Raw genomic sequence first — 21493 nt, forward strand, 5'->3', positions numbered from 1 at the left:
GTGGGGACCGGATTGTCATCATAGCGACGGCGCATGCATGCCGTGCGTCGACGGCGTCGCTGCGTGCCGAGGAATGCCGGCATCCGCGCTGGTTCCCTTGCCGTTGGTCAGGATTGTCCAAGCGTCGATGGCACGGATTCACTATCGTGATGTGCGGATTCCTTGTGGACGCTCCGACCATGTCTGCAACTTCGACGATCGAAATCGCACCTGCCCGCCTGCCGGACGACATCGAAACCGTGCGCGGGCTGTTCGCGGAATATATCGACAGCCTCGGCATCGATCTCTCCTTCCAGCACGTGGCCGTGGAGCTGGCGCAATTGCCCGGCAAGTACGCGCCGCCGCGGGGCGTGATCCTGATCGCTCGCGATGGCGCGGGATCGGCGCAGGGTTGCGTGGCGCTGCGACCCTGGTCGCAGCCGGGCGTGTGCGAGATCAAGCGCTTCTATGTGCGACCTGCGGCGCGTGGGCAGGCGCTGGGACGGCGACTGGCCGAGGCGGTGATTGCCTGGGCGGGCCAGGCCGGCTACGTGCGCGTGCTGCTGGACACGCTGGCCTCGATGCAGGCGGCCCGGCAACTCTATGCCGCGCTGGGTTTTCGTCCGGTGGCGCCGTATTACGACAACCCGGTGCCGGGCACGTTGTACATGGCGCTGGAACTCGAGCCGGGAACGGTCTGAGCTACGCCGCCCAACCCGCGCGAAAAACGGCGGGAGTCATGCCGAACGTCTTCACGAATTCGCGGTTGAGATGGGCCTGGTCGTAGAAGCCCGCGTCGAGCGCCGCCTCGATGACCGGTGTGTGATCGCGCAGCAGCGCCTTGGCCTTGTGCAGGGCCAGCAGGACGTGGAAGTTGTGCAGGCTGGTGCCGGTCTCGCGGCGGAACGCGCGTGCCAGGTGGCCGGCGGAAACCGCGCAGGCTTGCGCGATCGCTTCCACATCGGTGTGCAGCGAAGGGCGCACGGCCAGCAGGGTTCTGGCCTGCGCGCCGAGTGCATCGTGATGGCTGTCGGTCGAAACCTTCTTCGTGGCGGGTGGCACAAAGCGCGAGCTGAAGGCCCAGCCGCTGCCGTCGACCGGCTCGAAGCGGTGGATCACGCCTGCCGGCACCACGATGGTGTCCCCGGCGACGACCTCGCGGCAGGTCGTGGGAAGGCGCAGCCGTGCCCGGCCTGCCAGCACCTGCACGATCTCGTCGCCGGCGTGGAAGTGCGGCCGGAAGCGCCAGGCATAGCGCGCACCCGCGATCGTCTCGACCCGGCCGGCTTCGCCCGGGCTGACCGTGAATGAAGTGCGGGCGGCTGCGGCGTGCATGGGCGGCTAGGCAGTGGCGGTGCGGATCGCCTCGGGCAACGGCACCGGCTTGCCGCTGGCCGGGTCCATCCACACCATCACCACGTGGCCGTCGCAGTACAGCCGGTCGGGGTGTTCGGCGTCGATCACCCGGTGCGCGAGCGTCATCGAGCTGTTGCCCACGCGCGCGCAGAACAGCTGCACCTGCAGCTGTGCGGGCCACGCGATGGGGCGACGGTAGTTGACTTGGCTGGCGGCCATCACCGGCATCGCGTGATCGTCGAACCACGGCCCGGGCACGTGGCTCAGCCACTGCAGCCGCGCCTCTTCGAGGTAGGTGAGGTAGTTGGAATTGTTGACGTGATTGAACGCGTCGAGGTCGCGCCAGCGCACGCCGATCGAGGCGACGAACAGCGGCTTGCCGGCTTCGGTTTCCGGCGCGGCAGTGCTCGCAGCGTCGACGACCGTGGTGGATTTGCGTGGACTCATGAACGCTTCTTCTTGCTGCCGCGCATCGGCTTGTACTTGTCGGCCGAGGCGATGTGCTTGGTGGCGGCCTTGACCCGCGTGGCGGCGCCCGGCTTCTTCGGCTTGGCCGGTTTCAAGTGCGGCGCGAGGAAATGGCCGGTGTGCGATTCGGGCGTAGCCGCCACGGTTTCCGGCGTGCCGGCGACCAGGATGCGGCCGCCGCCGGCGCCGCCTTCGGGACCGAGGTCGACGATCCAGTCGGCGGTCTTGATCACGTCGAGGTTGTGCTCGATCACCACCACCGTGTTGCCCTGGTCGACCAGCTGGTGCAGCACGTCGAGCAGTTGCTCGATGTCGTGGAAGTGCAGGCCGGTGGTCGGTTCGTCGAGGATGTACAGGGTGCGGCCGGTGTCGCGCTTGGACAGTTCCTTGGACAGCTTCACGCGCTGTGCCTCGCCGCCGGACAAGGTGGTCGCGCTCTGGCCGAGCTTGATGTAGTCGAGGCCGACCGCGCGCAACGTGTCGAGCTTGCGCGCGATGGTCGGCACGTTCTCGAACAGCTTGAGCGCATCCTCCACCGTCATGTCGAGTACGTCGGCGATGGTGTGGCCCTTGTACAGGATCTCCAGCGTCTCGCGGTTGTAGCGCTTGCCGTGGCACACGTCGCAGGGCACGTAGACGTCGGGCAGGAAATGCATCTCCACCTTGATCATGCCGTCGCCCTCGCACGCCTCGCAGCGGCCGCCGCGCACGTTGAAGCTGAAGCGGCCCGGCGTGTAGCCACGCGAACGCGCTTCCGGCACCTGCGCGAACATTTCGCGCAGCGGGGTGAACAGGCCGGTGTAGGTGGCCGGGTTGGAACGCGGCGTGCGGCCGATTGGCGACTGGTCGATGTCGACCACCTTGTCGAACAGCTCCATGCCGTCGACGGACTTGTAGGGTGCCGATTGGGTGCCGGCACCGTTGAGTTCGGCCGCGGCCAGGCGGAACAGGGTGTCGTTGACCAGGGTCGACTTGCCCGAGCCGGATACGCCGGTGACGCAGGTGAACAGGCCAGCCGGAATCGCCAGGTCGACGTGCTTCAGGTTATTGCCGCTGGCGCCCTTCAGATGCAGCCACGCGTCGGCGTCGATCGGCTGGCGGCGTTCCTTCGGCACTTCGATCGCGCGCGCGCCGGACAGGAACTGGCCGGTGATCGAGCGCGGCGAATCGAGCATGTCCTGCACCGTGCCCTGCGCCACGATCTCGCCGCCGTGCACGCCGGCGCCGGGGCCGATGTCGAGCACGTGGTCGGCCATGCGGATCGCGTCCTCGTCGTGCTCGACCACGATCACCGTGTTGCCGAGGTCGCGCAGGCGCGTGAGCGTGCCGAGCAGGCGCTCGTTGTCGCGCTGGTGCAGGCCGATCGAGGGTTCGTCCAGCACGTACATCACGCCAACCAGACCGGCACCGATCTGCGAAGCGAGACGGATGCGCTGCGCTTCGCCGCCGGACAGCGAATCGGCCTGGCGATCCAGGGTGAGGTAGTTCAGGCCGACGTCGTTGAGGAAGGTCAGCCGCTCGCGGATCTCCTTGACGATCTTCACCGCGATCTCGCCGCGCCAGCCGGCGAGCTTCAGTTCCTCGAAGAACGCCAGTGCGTCGTCGATCGAACGCGAGGTGAGCGAAGGCAGCGCATGGTCGGCGACGAACACGTTGCGCGCGGAGCGGTTCAGCCGCTGGCCTGCGCAGGCGGGACAGGGCTGGTCGCTGATGTACTTGGCCAGTTCCTCGCGTATCGCGGCGGATTCGGTTTCCTTGTAGCGCCGCTCCAGGTTCGGCAGGATGCCCTCGAACGCGTGCTCGCGGGTGACCTTGCCGCCGCGCTCGGTGATGTAGCGGAACGCGATCTTGTCCTTGCCGCTGCCGTACAGGATGGCCTTCTGGACGTCCGCGGGAAGCTTCTGCCACGGCGTGTCCACGTCGAAGCCGTAGTGCGCCGCCAGCGACAGGATCAGCTGGAAATAGTGCGCGTTGCGCCGGTCCCAGCCGCGCACCGCGCCGTTGGACAGCGGCAGTTCGGGATGACCGACCACGCGCGCCGCATCGAACACTTGGGTCACGCCCAGGCCGTCGCAGGACGGGCAGGCGCCGACCGGCGAGTTGAACGAGAACAGCCGCGGTTCCAGCTCGGGCAGTGAATAGTCGCAGACCGGACAGGAGTAGCGTGACGAGAGCATCTGCTCCTTCGCGCCGGCAGCGGCCGCTCCTGCGCGTCCTGTGCTCGCGGCACTTGGGCTTTCCTGCCCGGCGTCCATGTTCGCCAGGATCACCAGCCCGTCGCCCAGCCGCAGCGCCGTCTCGAACGATTCGGCCAGGCGCTGCTTGATGTCCTCGCGCGGGCGGAAGCGGTCGATCACCACTTCGATGGTGTGCTTCTGGCGCAGGGTCAGCGGCGGCACCGCGTCCAGGTCGACCACCGCGCCGTCGACGCGGGCGCGCACGAAGCCTTGCGCGCGCAGCTGCTCGAACACCTGCACGTGCTCGCCCTTGCGCTCGCGGATCACCGGCGCCAGCAGCATGTAGCGCTGCTCCGGGTTCAGCGCGAGGGTGGCGTCGACCATCTGGCTTACCGTCTGCGCTTCCAGCGGAATGCCGTGGTCGGGGCAGCGCGGCGTGCCGACGCGGGCGTACAGCAGGCGCAGGTAGTCGTACACCTCGGTGATCGTGCCGACGGTGGAGCGCGGGTTGTGCGAGGTGGATTTCTGCTCGATCGAGATCGCCGGCGACAGGCCTTCGATGTGGTCGACGTCGGGCTTCTCCATCATCGACAGGAACTGCCGCGCGTACGCCGACAGCGATTCGACGTAGCGCCGTTGGCCTTCGGCGTAGATGGTGTCGAACGCCAGCGAGGATTTGCCGGAGCCGGACAGGCCGGTGATCACGATCAGTTTGTCGCGCGGGAGGTCGAGGTCGATGTTCTTGAGGTTGTGCGTGCGTGCGCCGCGGATGCGAATGGTGTCCATGGACGCCGGATATGGGGGGGATCGTTTACTATACCAAGGAGTTTCGATAGTTCACTGTGCTTCGGCGGAATGCCCGGTGGATTCCGGTTTCATTGCCATGCTCGCCATGGCCAGATGTGGGAGGCGCGCCATGCGCAAGTGGGTGGGAATGACGGCCGGCGCCGTGCTGACGCTGGGGATGGCGGGCCAGGTCATGGCGGCGCAGCCGAGCGAGAAACAGGTGCGCCAGCTGTTCCAGGTGATGCACATGGAGCGCATGTTCGACCAGATGAACTCGCAGATGGCCGGCGTGATGGGGCAGGCGGTGCCGTGCGTGCCGGCGTCGTACTGGCAGGGTTTCATCGACGCCAGCGGCAGTCAGCAGTTGCTCGGGCGGATGGTGCCGATCTACCAGCATCACTTCAGTGCTACCGACGTGACCGGCCTGCTGAAGTTCTACAAGTCGCCGCTGGGCCAGAAGGTGATCACGCAGATGCCGGTGACCATGGCCGAGGGCATGAAGATCGGCCAGGAGTGGGGCCGCGAGCGCGGCCAGGCGATGGTCCGGCAGTTGCAGCAAAACGGTACCCTGGACGCCAACGGGCGCTGCCCCGCCAGTCCGGCGGCTACCGCGCCGAAGCCGGGCCATTGAGCCGCGCAGGCCCCGGTCCACGGCCATCCGGCGGGGTTCGGGGCCGGTTGTGGTCAGTATTTGACCAGCGCGCGGGCAGATCGTTATAATCCGCAGTTCGCCAGGCCTGACAAGGTCATGGCGATACCCAAGAGAATAACGACAGAAGGGCATTCCCATGAGTTACGCAGTCATCAAGACCGGTGGCAAGCAGTACCGTGTGCAGCAGGGCGACGTGCTGCGCGTGGAGCTGTTGACCGCCGAAGAAGGCGCCACCGTGAGCTTCGACCAAGTGTTGCTGGTCGGCTCCGGCGAGTCGGTCACCGTCGGTGCGCCGGTCGTCGAAGGCGCCACCGTCAGCGCCACCGTGCGCAAGCACGGCCGTGCCGACAAGATCCGCATCATCAAATTCCGCCGCCGCAAGCACTACAAGCGTCAGCAAGGTCACCGTCAGCATTTCACCGAAATCGAGATCACGGGCATCAACGCCTGAGCACTGGAGCACTGAGTCATGGCACATAAAAAAGGCGTAGGTTCCAGCCGCAACGGTCGCGATTCGAACCCGAAATACCTCGGCGTCAAGATCTACGGCGGCCAGGCCATCGAAGCCGGCAACATCATCGTGCGTCAGCGCGGCACCCAGTTCCATCCGGGTGTGGGCGTGGGTCTGGGTCGCGACCACACGCTGTTCGCGCTGGTCGACGGCACCGTCAAGTTCGCTGTCCGCGGCGACAAGAACCGCCGTTTCGTCGACGTCGTCCAGGCGTAAGCCTTCCGCGACGCGATAGCGAAGGCCCCGCTTCGGCGGGGTTTTTGTTTTTTTGTAACGGGATTCGAGATTTGGGATTCGGGATTCGTAAAAGCTGAAATGCTCCACGTCCCGTATCCTGTCCAGATAGCCAGCTCTTCCCGAATCCCCAATCCCGAATCCCCAATCCCGGCTCTCCAATGAAATTCGTCGACGAAGCAAACATCAAAGTCCAGGCCGGTGACGGCGGCAATGGCTGCATCAGCTTCCGCCGCGAGAAGTTCATCCCGTTCGGCGGTCCCGACGGCGGCGACGGCGGTTTCGGCGGCTCGGTCTGGCTGGTGGCCGACGAGGGCCTGAATACCCTGGTCGACTTCCGTCACCAGCGCAGCTTCAAGGCCAAGCGCGGCGAGAACGGTATGGGCAGCCAGATGTACGGCAAGGGCGGCGAGGACACCACGATCCGCGTGCCGGTCGGCACCATGATCACCAACGTCGACACCGACGAGGTGATCGGCGACCTCACCGGTCACGGCCAGCGCATGCTGGTGGCGCAGGGCGGCAAGGGCGGGTTGGGCAATATCCATTTCAAGACGTCGGTGAACCGGGCGCCGCGCAAGGCCACGCCGGGCACGCCGGGCGAGGCGCGCGAGCTGAAGCTGGAGCTGCGCCTGCTGGCCGACGTCGGCCTGCTCGGTTTCCCGAACGCCGGCAAGTCCACCTTCATCCGTGCGGTGTCCGCGGCGACGCCGCGGGTGGCGGATTACCCGTTCACCACGCTGCATCCGAACCTGGGCGTGGTCAGCCTGGGCACCGACCAGAGCTTCGTGATCGCCGACATTCCCGGCCTGATCGAGGGCGCCTCCGAAGGCGCCGGCCTGGGCATCCAGTTCCTGCGCCACGTGGCGCGCACCAGCCTGCTGCTGCACATCGTCGACATCGCGCCGATCGACGGCTCCGACGTGGCCGCCCAGGTGCGTGCGATCGAGCAGGAACTGCAGAAATTCAATCCGGAATTGCTGGAACGCCCGCGCTGGCTGGTGCTGAACAAGGCCGACATGCTGGCCGAGGACGAACGCCAGGCCGTGGCGGAGAAGATCGTCGCCGAGCTGGACTGGACCCAGCCGTGGTTCCTGGTCTCGGCGATCGCCCGCGAGAACACCATGGCCGTGTGCCAGCAGGTGCAGCGTTTCTTCGAGTCGCAACGCGAGGCCAGCGTGGAACGCACCGACATGCTGCCGAACGACGTGCGCCTGCGCGGGGAAGCGCCGACGCAAGGCTGATCGCCCGCGGATTCGACGCTGGGGGCCGGCGGACACACGCCCGCCGTCGATCCATCCATAGCTGGGCCCGATTTGGAACAGCGCAGTCCAACGGGCGTCCGACGAGGGAGGCTGTGCGCGGATTCGCTTGCGGTCGATAACGAGAATGATTATCATCAACGCCACTTTGCTTTGAGTGGATCCTCATGATGCGTGAGTTTTTCATCGCTGCCTGCCTGATGTTTGCCGGTTTCTCCGCGCATGCAGGCGAGGTGCCGGAATACCGGCTGGTGATCAGCAATCACCGCTACCAGCCGGCTGAGCTGAAGGTTCCCGCCGGTATCAAGTTCAAGCTGGTGGTGGAGAACCGCGACGCTTCTCCGGAAGAGTTCGAGAGCACCGAGTTCAATCGCGAGAAGATCGTGATGCCGAACAGCTCGGCCCATATCTACATGGGCCCGCTTGCCGCCGGGCACTACAAGTTCTTCGGCGACTTCCATCAGGACACGGCGCAAGGCGCGCTGTTGGTGGAGTAGCCGCATGCCAGGCATCGCATTGCTGGTTTTCCGGGAAGTCCTGGAAGCCGCCCTGATCATCACCATCGTCTGTGCGGCCACCCGCGGGGTACCGCGGCGCGGGCTGTTTGTCGGCGGCGGCCTGACCCTGGGTGTGCTGGGCGCGCTGTTGGTCGCCCTGTTCGCCGGCGCACTGACGAATGCCTTCAGCGGCGTCGGCCAGGAAGTCTTCAACGCCAGCGTGCTGCTGGCCGCGGTACTCATGATCAGCTGGCATGTGCTGTGGATGTCCGGCCATGGACGGGCGATGGCCGCGGAGATGAAGGCGCTGGGAGGTGCCGTCCAGAGCGGCTCCAGTTCGTTGATGATGCTGTTGCTGGTCGTGGCGCTGGCCGTGTTGCGTGAAGGCTCGGAAGTGGTGCTGTTTCTGTATGGCATGGTGGCCGGTGGCGCGGTTGGCGTAATCGGAGGGCTGGCGCTGGGCGTGATCGCGGGTAGCGCGGTGGGTTTCGCCCTGTACTACGGCCTGTTGCGGATCCCGCTGCGGCATTTCTTCAGTGCGACCAATGCGATGCTGATGTTGCTGGCTGCGGGCCTGGCGTCATCGGCAGCGCGCTATCTGGTGCAGGCTGATCTGCTGCCGGCGCTCACCGACCCGCTGTGGGACAGTTCCTGGCTGTTGTCGAATGACTCGCTGCCGGGGCAGACGCTGCATATCCTGATCGGCTATGACGCCCGTCCGTCCGGGATCATGCTGGTGTTCTACACCGCCACCCTGCTGATCCTGCTGGGCGGCATGCGCTGGGTCGCTCGCGCTGCCGCCCCGCGTGCTGGCCATGCGGCCGCTGCGATCGCAGCGCAACCCCAGCCCTGATTCCGCGTACCAGCCACGCTGTCGCGGCTTGCCGCCTCGAGCGGGTGCGGTGCGCGCCCGATTCACCCGAACCTGATTTCAAGGAAGCTCCTGCGTGATCACCCATTCCCGATTCTCCCGCGGCACCTGTCTGATGTTGTTCGCTGCCGTTGCGCTGGCAGGTGCCGGGCGTGCGCATGCCGATGACTTCATCGTGTATTCGCCGCACGTGATCGCGACCCAGACCGAGATCGAGTTGCGCGGCTACAGCTTCGGCGATGGCCGATCGGACATGGATGGTCAGCGCGCCGCCGAATTGTCCGTGGCGCACGCCTTCACCGGCTGGTGGAAGCCCGAGCTCTATCTCGCCGAATACGAAAAGGAACCGGGCGCCGGCGGAAGTCTGGTGGGCTACGAGTTCGAAAACACCTTTCAGCTCACCGAGCCAGGGCGTTACTGGGCGGACTTCGGCTTGCTCGCATCCTATGGCCACCCCAAGGATGGCGGGCCCGGCGAACTCGAGTTCGGTCCGCTGATCGAGAAGACCGTGGGCCGCTTCGACCACCGGGTCAACCTGATCTGGGAGAAGCACGTCGGCGCGGGTGCGGCGTCCGGAACCGAGTTCCGCTACAGCTACGCGGGGACCTACGCCGTGTCGAGCGCGTTCCGCCCGGGCATCGAGGCCTATGGTCGCCCAGATGACGATGCGTACCAGGCCGGCCCGATCGTCGCCGGCGAATGGCATGTGCCACACAGCAGCGGCAACCTGGAATACCGCTTCGGCGTGCTGCTGGGCATCAACGCGGCGGCCCCGCGTCGCACCTGGCTGGCCCAGCTCGAATACGAGTTCTTCTGAGCCACCGGCCACCGCGGCGCTACATGCGGAACACGCCGTAGCGCTGTGGTTCGATCGGCGCGTTGAGCGAGGCGGAGATCGCCAAGCCGAGCACGCGGCGGGTGTCGACCGGGTCGATGATGCCGTCGTCCCACAGCCGCGCGCTGGCGTAGTAGGGGTGGCCCTGGCGTTCGTACTGGTCGCGCAACGGCGCCTTGAACGCTTCTTCCTCATCGGCCGACCATTCGCCGCCCTTGGCCTCGATGCCGTCGCGCTTGACCGTGGCCAGCACGCTCGCGGCCTGTTCGCCGCCCATCACGCTGATACGCGCATTCGGCCACATCCACAGGAAACGCGCGCCGTAGGCGCGGCCACACATCGCGTAATTGCCGGCGCCGAAGCTGCCGCCGATCACCACGGTGAACTTCGGCACGTGCGAGCAGGCCACGGCGGTGACCATCTTTGCGCCATCTTTGGCAATGCCGGCCTGCTCGTACTTCTTGCCGACCATGAAGCCGGTGATGTTCTGCAGGAATACCAGCGGCACGTTGCGCTGGTTGCACAGCTCGATGAAGTGCGCGCCCTTGAGTGCGCTCTCGGCGAACAGGATGCCGTTGTTGGCGACGATGCCCACCGGGTAGCCGTGGATGTGCGCGAAACCACAGACCAGGGTCTTGCCGTAGCGCGCCTTGAACTCGTGGAACTCGGAGCCGTCGACGATGCGTGCGATCACCTCGCGGATGTCGAACGGGCGGCGGGTGTCCTGCGGGATCACGCCGTACAGTTCCTCGGCCGGGTACTTCGGCTCGACCGGCGCGCGCAGCGCCAGCGGCATCTCCTTCTTGCGGTTGAGGTGGGCCACGATGTCGCGCGCGATCGACAGCGCGTGTGCGTCGTTCTCGGCGTAGTGGTCGGCCACGCCGGAGATGGACGTGTGCACGTCCGCGCCGCCCAGCGTCTCGGCGTCGACCACCTCGCCGGTGGCCGCCTTCACCAGCGGCGGGCCGCCGAGGAAGATCGTGCCCTGTCCGCGCACGATGATCGTCTCGTCGCTCATCGCCGGCACGTAGGCGCCGCCGGCGGTGCACGAGCCCATCACCACCGCGATCTGCGGGATGTTCAGCGACGACATCCGCGCCTGGTTGTAGAAGATTCGCCCGAAGTGTTCCTTGTCCGGGAACACCTCGTCCTGCAGCGGCAGGAACGCGCCACCGGAATCGACCAGGTAGATGCAGGGCAGGTTATTTTCCAGCGCCACTTCCTGCGCGCGCAGGTGCTTCTTCACGGTGATCGGGAAATAGGTGCCGCCCTTGACGGTAGCGTCGTTGGCGACCACCACCACCTCGATGCCATTGACCCGGCCGATGCCGGTGATCAGGCCGGCAGCGGGCGCGGCGTCGTCGTACATGCCGTGCGCGGCCAGCGGCGACAGTTCCAGGAACGGCGAGCCCGGATCGAGCAGGGCGCGGATGCGTTCGCGCGGTGGCAGCTTGCCGCGGGCGACGTGCTTTTCGCGTGCCTTGACGCCGCCGCCCTCGGCGCTGCGCACCAGCTCGCGCTGCAGGTCGTCGACCACGGCGCGCAGTTGGGCGCTGCTGGCCTGGAACTCGGGCGAACGCGGGTCGATCTGCGAGGCGATGATGCTCATGGTGCGTGCTGGCTGTAGGGAGTCGAATGCCGATGATAGCGGCGCACGCCCTCCATCAGAACCACGGACTTCGGCGAGCGGCCCGCAGGGGCGACTTCTACGCCCGCGGCTCGCGGCGCAGGTCGGTGGCGTCCGCAGTGTGGAAATGCCGTTTGAACGCGACGTCGCCGGCGGCCGGCTCCTCCAGTTCACGCGCGTAGCGGTGGCCGGCGTAGACCGCGTGGGCGATCAGTCCCGGCGCTTCGGCGTCGCCGATGCGGCGCAGCGAGCGGATGCCGGCCTCGGCCCAGGCCGCTTCGCGCTGCTGCAGTTCCTGGAACAGCGCATCGTCGGGCACGCGCGCGGTGACGGTGACCACCGCATCGCAGGCGAGCTCGCGGCGCTGGCCGCTCCAGACGTCTTCCAGGGTCAGCGTCGAACCGTCGAAGCCGGCGATGTTGTGCGATACCAACGGCTCGATCCCGAGCTTGGCCATGCGCTTGCGGATATGCCGGTAATCCAGCGTATTCAGGCTCCACGGGGCGATGCTGTCGTCGGGGGTCACGTAGGTCACGTCGCAGCCGTGCGCGCGCAGCATCTCGGCCGCGACGCTGGCGTAGTAGAAACCATCGTCGTCGAAGACCACTACGCGACCCTGTGGCAGGCGGCCGTCCATCAGGTCGTCGGGGGTGAATACGCGCGGGTTGTCGACGAAGCCGGCGATGGCGAAGCCGTTGCTGCGGCCGTAGCCGTCGCGGCGCCAGTGGCAACCGGTGGCGAGCACCACGTGTTCGGCGCCGAAGTCGAGCACGTCCTGCGCACCCAACGCGGAATCGAGGTAGACGGCCACATTCGCGAGTTTGCCGATCTGGCCGGTGCGCCAGTCGCGCACGCGCGCCCATTCGGCCAGGCCCGGCAGGCGGGCTTCGCGGGTGACGCGCCCACCCAGCTCGCGGCGCGCCTCGGCCAGACTCACCTCGTAACCGCGCTGGCCGAGCGCGCGCGCGGCCTCCAGCCCGGCCGGCCCGGCGCCGACCACCAGCACGCGGCTGGCCGAGCGCTTCGCTTGAATGCGCTCCGGATGCCAGCCCTTGCGCCACTCCTCGCCCATGGTCGGGTTCTGCGTGCAGCGGATCGGCGAGATGGTCATGTCGCCGGACACGCAGATGTTGCAGCCGATGCATTCGCGGATGTCGTCGATGCGGCCTTCCTCGATCTTGCGCGGCAGAAAGGGATCCGCGATCGACGGACGCGCGCAGCCGATCATGTCCAGCACGCCGCGCTTGAGCTGCGACACCATGGTGTCCGGCGAGGTGAAGCGGCCCACGCCCACCACCGGCTTGCTGGTGGTTTGCTTGACGAAGTCGATGAACGGCTCCTGCGCACCTTCGCCGGCGAAGCGCGAGGGCACCGAGTCGTTGTACCAGGCGGCCAGGTTCACGTCCCACAGGTCGGGCAGCTCGGCCAGCATGCCGACGATGTCCTTCGCCTCGGCCAGCTCCACGCCGCCGGGCCCGAGCAGTTCCTCGGTGGCGAAGCGCAGCGCCACCGCGCAGGTGTCGCCGACGGCATCCTTCGTGTCCTGCAGCACTTCGCGCAGCAGGCGCACGCGGTTCTCCAGCGAGCCGCCGTACTCGTCGCTGCGCTGGTTGCGCCGGCGTTGCAGGAAATGCATCGCCAGCGACAGGTCGTGCGCCGCGTAGACGTAGATGATGTCCATGCCCGCGCGCTTGCCGCGGATCGCCGCCTCGCGATGCCAGCGGCGATATTCGCGAATATCGTGCAGGGTCATCGCGCGCGCCTGCGACGGGTAGCCGTATTTGGACGGCTGGTGCGACGGCGCCAGCAGCACCTCGCGCGAATACAGGTTCGACGCGGTGGGGCCGTTGTGCGACAGCTCGAGTGCGGCCAGCGCGCCGTGCGCGTGCACCTTGTCGCACATCAGCGCCAGCGCGGGGATGTCGCGGTCGTCCCACAGCCGCGCCTCGACGTAGGGCGTGAGGTCGCCGCTGGGGTGGATTTCGCACTCCTCGGTGGAGACCACCGCCCAGCCACCCTCGGCCTTGGTCTCGCGCATCGCCGCATGCGCCAGCGGCATCGCATGGCCCATGCCGTTGCAGTGCGGCACCTGGAAGAAGCGGTTCTTCGCCGTCACCGGGCCGATCTGTAGCGGAGTGAACAGGATGTCGTAGCGCGGATCTCTCATTCGGCGATGGCCTTGATGACTGGTGCCGGTTTGCGGCGCAGGCGCATGAACGCATACAGCGGCAGGCCCGCCGCGATCAGTCCCAGCGCATACAGGAACGGCTCGTGACCGATGCCGACGAAGGCGAACACCACGAACGCCACGCAGGTGACGGCGACCAGCAGCACCCGGCGCGTGGCGCACGTCGCGCTGCGCCGCCACCACAGCACGATCAGCGCGAGCGCGCAGCACAGGTAGAGCGGCAGGTTGGCGGCGGTCACCACCCGGGTGAGGAAGGTGAACGCCGACACCAGCGATTTGCTGTAGCTCATCCAGACCATCACCGAGGCGAGCGCACCGATCACCAGCAGCGCCACCGCCGGCGCGCCGTGGCGGTTATTGCGCGCCAGCACCGCCGGCAGCACGCGGTTGACGGCCATCGTGCGGGTCAGCTCGCCGGCGAGCAGGGTCCAGCCGTTGAGCGCGCCCAGCCCGCTGATCACCACGAACAGCGCCAGCCAGCGCCCGGAACCGGCAGCGGCGAAGCGGTCCATCAGCAGCGCGAACGGTGCGCTTGCCTCGGCCAGTTCCTGCTGCCGGATCAGCAGCAGCGGCACGGTGGAGACGATGATGTAGATGATCGCGGTCAGTATGGTGCCGGTCATGGTCGAGCGCGGAATCGTGCGCCCCGGGTCGTCCACCCGTGCCGCCGGCACGCTGGCCGATTCGATGCCGAGCATCGCGAACAGGGCGATGGTCGAGGCCGCCATCACGTCGGCGAGGGTGACCGGCGTGGTCGGCGGGTGCGCGGTATAGCTTGCCGGCGAGGTCAACAGCAGCCAGCCGCCGAGCAGCGCGATCGCCAGCATCGGCAACAGTTTCAGTGCGGTGGTGACGATCTGCACGCCGCCGCCGGTGCGCACGCCGAACAGGTTGATCACCACCACCGACCACAGCAGGCACAGCGCGAACAGCGCCGGCTGGATCGCACCCAGCGGCGGGAACACCACCGTCATGTAGCCGACCACGCCGGTGGCGAGCGCGGCATTGGTGAGCCACATCGACACCCAGTAGGCCCACAGCGCCATGTACGCCGGCAGCTCGCCCAGCGTGCGGCGGATGTAGCCGTACGGGCCTTCGGCGTCGGGCAGGGCACGGGCCAGGTGCGAGAACACGCGGGCCAGCACCAGGCAGCCGGCCAGCACGATGACCCAGCCGATCAGCGCATTGAATCCGAACGGTGCCAGCGACGCCGGCAGCACGAAGATGCCCATGCCGATGACGTTGCCCACGACCAGCGCGGTGCAGGTCCAGAAGCCGATCTTGTTGCTGTCGTGCATGCCGGCTTCCGCTTGGGGTCAGTTGGGGAGGAACGGTCCGCCGGGGCGGCGCATGCTCATGCGGATTCGCCGGCGGGGCCGGCATACGCCGCGCGCAGCAGGTTCTGGAAATGCCAGACGCCGCCCTCGCGTTTCGGATTCAGCCGGCCGGGAACATAGAACCCGGACGCCAGTCCCTTCTGTACCGCCTCGCAGATCGCGATGTCCTCGTTCTGCACTTCGTCGCTGAAGGCCTGATCGGCGGCGATGCGTGCCTGGGCGCCGGCGTCCTGTGCGTAGTAGTAGTCGAACACGATGCGGCAGCGATCCGGCCCCAGCGGCAGGATGCGGTTGGTCTGCAGCCGCCCGGGCATGATGTTGAGCATCACGTTGGGGTAGATGAAGTAGTAGAACGCCTGGCCGTCGCCGTAGAGCTCGGTGCTGTTGCGCAACGGCGAGGATTGCAGCGAATGCCACGCGAACAGCTCGGTGTCGTAGGCGCGGTAGTCGAGCACCTTCGACAGGCCCGGGTGCACGTGCGGCAGGTGGTAGCCCTCGAGGTAATTGTCGACGTAGACCTTCCAGTTGCAGTCGATGTCGTAGTTGTCGCGACGCAGGTAGCGCATCGCCGACAGGTCGATCGGCGCGATGCGCTCGGCGATGCCGCCGTAGACCTCGTCGAACGGCGGCACGTCCGGCTCCAGCGCCACGAACACCAGGCCCTGCCATTCGTGCACGCGCAGCGGCGGCAGGCGGATGTCCTCGACCTTGAAATCGCAGGCGTCCTGCATCTCCGGTGCGCTGCGCAGCTGGCCTTCGAGGGTGTAGGTCCAGCCGTGGTATTTGCAGTGCAGCGCTTTGGCGCCCTTGCCGTTGCACAGCGCCAGCGGCCCCGCCCGGTGGCGGCAGACGTTGGGGAAGGCGCGCAGCACGCCGTCCGGCCCGCGGATCAGCAAGATGGGCACCCCGGCAATCTGCTCCACGACATGGTCGCCCGCTTCGGCCAGTTGCTCCTGGTGGGCCACCAACTGCCAGCTGCGCGCGAATACCGCACGCTGTTCCATCGCCAGCTTCGCGTCGCCCGCGTAATAGCGGGCGGGCAGGGCGTGCGCGCGGTTGAGTTCCTCGACCATGGTGTCGGTAGGCATGAGCAAGTTCGGTCCCCGGATGGATGGATGCGGCGAGCGGTCGTCTTCCGGAGCTTCCATGTCCCGCATGCCGTCTCGCGCCCGCAGCAGTGTTTGCCCGATCCAGCCTAGCGCCTCCGCCGAACCGGGGGCAACCGGTGCTGCCTGCGCCGGATAGATCAGGGCACCTCTACCAATGTAGTTGCCGTCGCCACTATCTACCGGTCGGGATCAGTTGTAGATTGCGGCGATACCCGTGAGGAGCTGCTGCCGTCCATGCAACGCGTTGTGCCCCGGCTGCGTCGCCCGAGACTCGACCCGCGCGGGCAGGGCGCGTTGTCACCGCGAGGTCGGCCGTGACGGGTGTGTCAGCGACCGGTACGCTGGAACAGGCGCTGGCTCACGCGGCACGCCTGCTGGAGCGGGATCCGCTGCTGGCGGCCGAACAGCTCGACGAAATTCTGCAGGTGGCCGCGGGTCATCCAGCCGCGCTGCAGTTGCTGGCCGCCGCGCGCTCGCTGCAGGGAGACGTGCAGGGCGCGCTCGATATCCTCATTCCCCTGGCGCAGGCCCAGCCGAACTGGGCCATGATCCATTTCGACCTGGGGCTGGCCCTGGGCCGCCGTGGGCGCGGGCAGGAAGCGATCCAGGCATTGCGCCGCGCGGTGGCGCTGAAGCCCGACCTGCCGCAGGCCTGGCGCGCGCTTGGCGACCATCTGATGGCGGCCGGCGACCAGGACGCGGCGGACGCGGCATACGCCAACCACGTGCGTTACTCCACGCGCGACCCGCGCCTGCTGGCTGCCGCCGTCGCCCTGGTCGAGAACCGCATTCCCGAGGCCGAGGCCTTATTGCGCGAGCACCTGAAGCAGGCGCCGACCGACGTGGCGGCGATCCGCATGTTCGCCGAGGTCGCTGCCCGGCTGGGCCGCAACGAGGACGCCCTGCATCTGCTCGAACGCTGCCTGGAACTGGCCCCCAGCTTCCAGGCGGCGCGCCAGAACTACGCGCTGGTCCTGCATCGCAGCAACCAGCCGGAACAGGCGCTGGTCCAGATCGAGCACCTGCTGGCGCAGGCGCCGGCGCATCCGGGCTACCGCAATCTCAAGGCAGTGGTGTTGTGCCGGATCGGCGACTACGAACCGGCCACCGCCATCTATGCCGACCTGCTGGAGCAATACCCGGGCAACCCGAAGGTGTGGATGAGCTACGGCCATGCGCTCAAGACCGCCGGCCACGCCGAACGCGCCATCGCCGCCTATCGTCGCAGCCTGGAACTGGAGCCGTCCTTCGGCGAAGTCTGGTGGAGCCTGGCCAACCTCAAGACCTTCCGCTTCGATGCCGCCGACCTCGCCACGATGCGCCAGCAGCTGGAGCGCGCTGAGCTGGTCGTCGAGGACCGGTTGCACCTGGAGTTCGCGGTCGGCAAGGCACTCGAGGACACCGGCGATTACGAGCCGTCGTTCCGGCACTATGCTCGGGGTAACGCGATCCGCCGCGAGCAGCTGTACTACAGCGCCGACGAGACCAGCGCGCGCGTGCGCCATATCCGCGGGCGTTACACCCGCGAATTCTTCGCTGCGCGCGCAGGCAGCGGCAGCCCGGCGCGCGACCCGATCTTCGTCGTCGGCCTGCCCCGCGCAGGCTCCACCCTGATCGAGCAGATCCTGGCCAGCCACAGCCAGGTTGAAGGCACGATGGAACTGCCCGAGGTCACCTCGATCACGCGCGTGCTGCGCGGACAGGGTGATGCCGACAGCGCGGTGCCGTACCACGATGCGCTGGCGGCGCTCGATGCCGGTGCGCTGCGCGAGCTGGGCGAGCATTACCTTGCGCGCACCCGCATCCAGCGCAAGACCACGGCGCCGTTGTTCATCGACAAGATGCCGAACAACTTCATGCACATCGGGCTGATCCACCTGATGCTGCCGAACGCGACCATCATCGACGCGCGCCGGCATCCGCTGGCCTGCTGTTTCTCGGGTTTCAAGCAGCATTTCGCGCGTGGGCAGGGTTTCAGCTACAGCCTTGATGATCTTGGCCGCTACTACCGCGACTATGTCGCGCTGATGGCGCATTTCGACGCGGTGCTGCCTGGCCGCATCCACCGCGTCGTCTACGAACGCATGGTCGAGGACACCGAAGGGGAGATTCGGCGCCTGCTCGATCATTGCGGCCTGCCGTTCGAGGAATCGTGCCTGCGGTTCTTCCAGAACGAGCGACCCGTGCGTACTGCGAGTTCGGAGCAGGTGCGCCGGCCGATCTACCGCGAAGGCGTGGATCACTGGCGCAACTACGCACCATGGCTGGTGCCTTTGGAATCGACACTGGGGCAGGTGCTGCAGCAGTACCCCGACGTGCCGGGATTCGAGTCTGATGTGGCAATTTCCGATTGATCGTCATCAACAATAGAGAGGGGAGCCAATGCACAGGACCAGGGGTAGACAACCAGCAGGAACACGGCGGGCGGGATTGAACCGGTTGCCGCTCGCCGCGGCGATCTGTTTCGCCGTCAGCTCGGCGGCCTTCGCGCAGGACACCGGCCAGGCCCAGGCGCCGACCGGGACAGCCGCCGCGGAGCATAAGGTCGCGACGCTGAGCGCGGTGACCGTGACCGCGCAGAAACGTACCGAGAACCTGCAGAAAGTGCCGGTCAGCATCCAGGTGCTGGGTACCGATCAGATCGAGCAGCTGCATATCAAGAACTTTGACGACTACGTGAAGTACCTGCCCAGCGTTTCCTACCAGAGCGCGGGCCCGGGCTTCTCCGAGATATACATGCGCGGCGTGGCCAGCGGCGGCGATGGCAACCATTCCGCGTCGCGGCCCAGCGTCGGCGTGTATCTGGATGAGCAGCCGGTCACCACAGTCACCGGTCCGCTCGATATCCACATGTACGACATCGCCCGGGTCGAGGTGCTGGCCGGTCCGCAAGGCAGCCTGTACGGCGCCAGCGCGGAATCGGGTGCCCTGCGCATCATCACCAACAAGCCCGACCCCAGCGGATTCGCCGCCAACTACAGCGTCGGCATCGACTCGGTGGCCCATGGCGGCATCGGCAATACCGTCGAAGGCATGGTGAATATCCCGATCTCGAAGACGGCGGCGATCCGGCTGGTCGGCTGGCACGAGCACGATGCCGGCTACATCGACAACAAGCCCGGCACGCGCACCTATCCGGTCTGGGGTGGCACGGTCAGTAACGCCAGGAACTGCACGTCGTCGAGCCTGCTGGTATGCCTTCCTGCGGCAAAGAAGAACTACAACGATGTCGATACGAATGGTGCGCGTGCGGCGCTGAAAGTCGATCTCAATGACGATTGGTCGGTCAACGGCACCTTCATGGGCCAGTACACGCGCGCCAACGGCAACATCGCGACCGATCCGGCGATCGGCGACCTTGCGCTCACCCACTTCTATCCCGAGAGCACCACCGACCGCTGGTGGCAGGCTGCGCTGACTGTGGAAGGCAAGATCGGCAATTTCGACCTGACCTACGCTTATGCGCATCTCAACCGCGACAACGTCGAACACAACGACTACAGCGACTATTCGTTCTGGTACGACCAGCTGCCTTATGCGTACGGTAACTACATCTACGACAACAGCGGCGCCCTGATCAATCCTTCCCAGTACATCATCGGCAAGGATCACTACTCCGTGAACAGCCACGAGCTGCGCATCGCCTCGCCGAAGGAGGATCGCCTGCGCCTGGTCGGTGGCGTGTTCTGGGAGAAGTCGGTGCACGACATCGAGCAGCGCTACATGATCAACGGTTTCTCGGACTCGCTGACGATACCGGGCTGGCCGAACACCATCTGGCTGACCGAGCAGGTCCGGACCGATCAGGATGAGGCCGTATTCGGCGAGCTGTCCTACGACTTCATTCCCGACACGCTCACCGGCACGATCGGCGGACGCTACTTCCGCGCCGACAACAGCCTGGGCGGCTACTACGGCTTCAGCGCCGGCTACTACCCGGGTTCCAGCTATGGCGAGGCCGGTTGCATCTCGCCACAGCCCTACCGCGGCGCACCGTGCCTGGACTTCGACAAGAACGTGAAGGAGAGCGGTTCGCTCGGCAAGGTCAACCTGACCTGGAACATCAACCCGAGCAAGATGATCTACGTGACCCGTTCCGAGGGTTATCGCCCCGGCGGCATCAATCGCCGCGGCTCGTTGCCGCCTTACAAGTCGGACTTCCTGACCAACCTGGAGTTTGGCTGGAAAACCACCTGGTTCGGCAACCGGCTGTCGTTCAACGGCTCGGTATTCGAGCAGAAGTGGAAGGATTTCCAGTTCAGCATCCTGGGCGCCAACGGTCTCACCGAAATCAAGAACGCGAACCAGGCGCGAATCAGGGGCCTGGAGTCCCAGTTGAACTGGGCCGCCACCTACAATCTCGAGCTCGGTGCCGGCTTCGCTTTCTACGATGCCAAGCTGACGGCAAACTATTGCGGCTTTACCGACGCCAGCGGCACGCCGGTCACCGATTGCCCCGGCGCGGAGGAGGCACCGAAGGGCACCCAGTTGCCGGTGACGCCCAAGTTCAAGGGCAATCTGGTTGCCCGCTACACGTTCGACGTCGGTCAGAATGAGGCATTCATCCAGGGTGCGGTGGTGCATGTGGGCGAGCGCAAATCCGATCTGCGGGTGTTCGAAAACAGCCTGACCGGCAATCTCGCCGCGTACACAACCATGGACTTCTCTGCCGGCTTCCAGAAAGGCAGTTGGTCGGTGGACATGTACGTCAACAATCTGTTCGACAAACGCGGGCAACTCTACAAGTACGCCGAGTGCGCCGAAGCGGTCTGCGCCGCCCACGGCGTAGTGCCGCAGTACCCCAACGGGCAGGTCTACACCGTCACCAACGTGCCCCGTACTGTCGGTCTACGTTTCACGCAGAACTTCTAGGCAGGGTTATTTGCCAGGCGGAACGAAAAGCCCCGGTGCGAACCGGGGCTTTTCATTTGGCGGTGGTCCGGCATGACGCGTGCGGTGATTTTCAGGCGGCCACGGTTTTTCGCCACTCCGGCGAGTGGACCCGCCGGCGTCGAGGTATGTCCGGCAATATGACGACAACGGGCGAGGTAGTCTTCGAATCAAAAAAAACGGCCGCACAGGGCGGCCGTTTTTTCAGGAAACCAGAAAAGGATCAGTGATCCTTCATGGCGTCCTTGGCTTTGTCGGCAGCGTCCTTGGCAGTGTCGGCAGCCTTGCCGGCAGCGTCAGCAGCGCTCTTCATGGTGTCAACAGCGCTGGGGGCCGTACCGGCAGCAGCCGGGGCAGCTTCGGTCGAGGCCGGAGCAGCAGCAGTGGAAGCCGGAGCAGCAGCGGTGGAAGCCGGAGCAGCGGCGGTGGCAGCTGCGGCAGCCTGCTGCGCCGTATCAGCAGCCTGCTGAGCGGTGTCAGCCGACTTCTGGGCGTCCTGCGCGGAATCCTGCGCGCCGTTGCTGCAAGCCGCCAGCAACGCGACGAGCGCGGAGGCGAGAAGGGTACGCGTAAACTTCATGGTGGATCTCCTATGCCGTGGAATGCCATTTGGCCGTGTATTAATAACGCTTTCGTGGAAATTGCGCCACTTTTTTTATGGTACTGCCTCTATACGTCAAAAACCGATTTAGCCAGCCGTCATGTGCCGGGTAA

Annotated in this window: 18 protein-coding genes; 10 read left to right on the forward strand and 8 right to left on the reverse strand. The window is 66.3% G+C overall.

Annotated features, from left to right (window positions below):
* The first annotated feature begins 179 nt into the window (after positions 1-179).
* Positions 180-680, forward strand: coding sequence for a GNAT family N-acetyltransferase (locus ASG75_RS01010; RefSeq protein WP_056384898.1), 501 nt, complete (start codon positions 180-182; stop codon positions 678-680).
* Between the two features lies 1 nt (position 681).
* Here the strand turns inward: ASG75_RS01010 and ASG75_RS01015 are convergent, their stop codons facing one another.
* From ASG75_RS01015 to uvrA, 3 genes are read right to left on the reverse strand one after another with little or no spacing between them, the layout of a single operon-like run.
* The gene (locus tag ASG75_RS01015) at positions 682-1314 is read right to left on the reverse strand and encodes a helix-turn-helix domain-containing protein (protein ID WP_056384900.1); all 633 of its coding nucleotides are present in this window, start codon (positions 1312-1314) and stop codon (positions 682-684) included.
* Positions 1315-1320: 6 nt separating this feature from the next.
* Positions 1321-1782 carry a thioesterase family protein gene (locus tag ASG75_RS01020; RefSeq protein WP_056384903.1) on the reverse strand — a complete coding sequence of 154 codons (462 nt, stop codon included), beginning with the start codon at positions 1780-1782 and terminating at the stop codon, positions 1321-1323.
* On the reverse strand, positions 1779-4766 hold the full coding sequence (gene uvrA, locus ASG75_RS01025) for an excinuclease ABC subunit UvrA (protein ID WP_056384905.1): 2988 nt from the start codon (positions 4764-4766) through the stop codon (positions 1779-1781). Before uvrA ends, ASG75_RS01020 begins: the two co-directional genes overlap by 4 nt.
* A gap of 130 nt (positions 4767-4896) precedes the next feature.
* On the opposite strand from uvrA, the gene ASG75_RS01030 reads away from it, so the two are divergent.
* The 7 genes from ASG75_RS01030 to ASG75_RS01060 all read left to right on the forward strand — a co-directional run bounded on the left by ASG75_RS01030 (position 4897) and on the right by ASG75_RS01060 (position 9610).
* The gene (locus ASG75_RS01030) at positions 4897-5397 is read left to right on the forward strand and encodes a DUF2059 domain-containing protein (RefSeq protein ID WP_056384907.1); all 501 of its coding nucleotides are present in this window, start codon (positions 4897-4899) and stop codon (positions 5395-5397) included.
* A gap of 157 nt (positions 5398-5554) precedes the next feature.
* Positions 5555-5869, forward strand: a complete 315-nt coding sequence (gene rplU, locus ASG75_RS01035; RefSeq protein WP_056384909.1) for a 50S ribosomal protein L21 — start codon at positions 5555-5557, stop codon at positions 5867-5869.
* 18 nt (positions 5870-5887) lie between these two features.
* Positions 5888-6145, forward strand: a complete 258-nt coding sequence (gene rpmA / locus ASG75_RS01040) for a 50S ribosomal protein L27 (RefSeq protein ID WP_007081760.1) — start codon at positions 5888-5890, stop codon at positions 6143-6145.
* Positions 6146-6324: 179 nt separating this feature from the next.
* Positions 6325-7407, forward strand: coding sequence for an Obg family GTPase CgtA (gene cgtA, locus ASG75_RS01045; RefSeq protein ID WP_056384911.1), 1083 nt, complete (start codon positions 6325-6327; stop codon positions 7405-7407).
* Positions 7408-7592: 185 nt separating this feature from the next.
* Positions 7593-7922 carry a cupredoxin domain-containing protein gene (locus tag ASG75_RS01050; RefSeq protein WP_327213267.1) on the forward strand — a complete coding sequence of 110 codons (330 nt, stop codon included), beginning with the start codon at positions 7593-7595 and terminating at the stop codon, positions 7920-7922.
* 4 nt (positions 7923-7926) lie between these two features.
* On the forward strand, positions 7927-8775 hold the full coding sequence (locus ASG75_RS01055; protein WP_056384913.1) for an FTR1 family protein: 849 nt from the start codon (positions 7927-7929) through the stop codon (positions 8773-8775).
* A gap of 94 nt (positions 8776-8869) precedes the next feature.
* On the forward strand, positions 8870-9610 hold the full coding sequence (locus ASG75_RS01060; protein WP_235580122.1) for a hypothetical protein: 741 nt from the start codon (positions 8870-8872) through the stop codon (positions 9608-9610).
* Between the two features lie 19 nt (positions 9611-9629).
* Here ASG75_RS01060 and ASG75_RS01065 read toward each other — a convergent pair whose 3' ends face one another.
* The 4 genes from ASG75_RS01065 to ASG75_RS01080 form a co-directional block, all read right to left on the reverse strand.
* Positions 9630-11237: a carboxyl transferase domain-containing protein gene (locus ASG75_RS01065; RefSeq protein WP_056384917.1), complete on the reverse strand. Its 1608-nt coding sequence runs from the start codon at positions 11235-11237 to the stop codon at positions 9630-9632.
* A 97-nt stretch (positions 11238-11334) separates the two neighbouring features.
* On the reverse strand, positions 11335-13422 hold the full coding sequence (locus ASG75_RS01070; RefSeq protein ID WP_056384919.1) for an FAD-dependent oxidoreductase: 2088 nt from the start codon (positions 13420-13422) through the stop codon (positions 11335-11337).
* Positions 13419-14741, reverse strand: a complete 1323-nt coding sequence (locus ASG75_RS01075; RefSeq protein WP_056384921.1) for an amino acid permease — start codon at positions 14739-14741, stop codon at positions 13419-13421. Before ASG75_RS01075 ends, ASG75_RS01070 begins: the two co-directional genes overlap by 4 nt.
* 56 nt (positions 14742-14797) lie before the next feature.
* Positions 14798-15868 (reverse strand): SRPBCC family protein, encoded by a 1071-nt coding sequence (locus ASG75_RS01080; protein WP_056384923.1) that lies wholly within the window; start codon positions 15866-15868, stop codon positions 14798-14800.
* 335 nt (positions 15869-16203) lie between these two features.
* Here ASG75_RS01080 and ASG75_RS01085 point away from each other — a divergent pair, with 335 nt between their 5' ends.
* Both ASG75_RS01085 and ASG75_RS01090 read left to right on the forward strand, forming a co-directional pair.
* Positions 16204-18243: a tetratricopeptide repeat-containing sulfotransferase family protein gene (locus tag ASG75_RS01085; RefSeq protein WP_056384925.1), complete on the forward strand. Its 2040-nt coding sequence runs from the start codon at positions 16204-16206 to the stop codon at positions 18241-18243.
* A gap of 28 nt (positions 18244-18271) precedes the next feature.
* Positions 18272-20761, forward strand: a complete 2490-nt coding sequence (locus ASG75_RS01090) for a TonB-dependent receptor (RefSeq protein ID WP_200935569.1) — start codon at positions 18272-18274, stop codon at positions 20759-20761.
* A 241-nt stretch (positions 20762-21002) separates the two neighbouring features.
* On the opposite strand, the gene ASG75_RS01095 is transcribed toward ASG75_RS01090, so the two are convergent.
* Positions 21003-21359 (reverse strand): hypothetical protein, encoded by a 357-nt coding sequence (locus ASG75_RS01095; RefSeq protein ID WP_056384929.1) that lies wholly within the window; start codon positions 21357-21359, stop codon positions 21003-21005.
* Positions 21360-21493 lie beyond the last annotated feature (134 nt).

Source organism: Rhodanobacter sp. Soil772 (assembly GCF_001428385.1).
Classification (GTDB): Bacteria; Pseudomonadota; Gammaproteobacteria; order Xanthomonadales; family Rhodanobacteraceae; genus Rhodanobacter.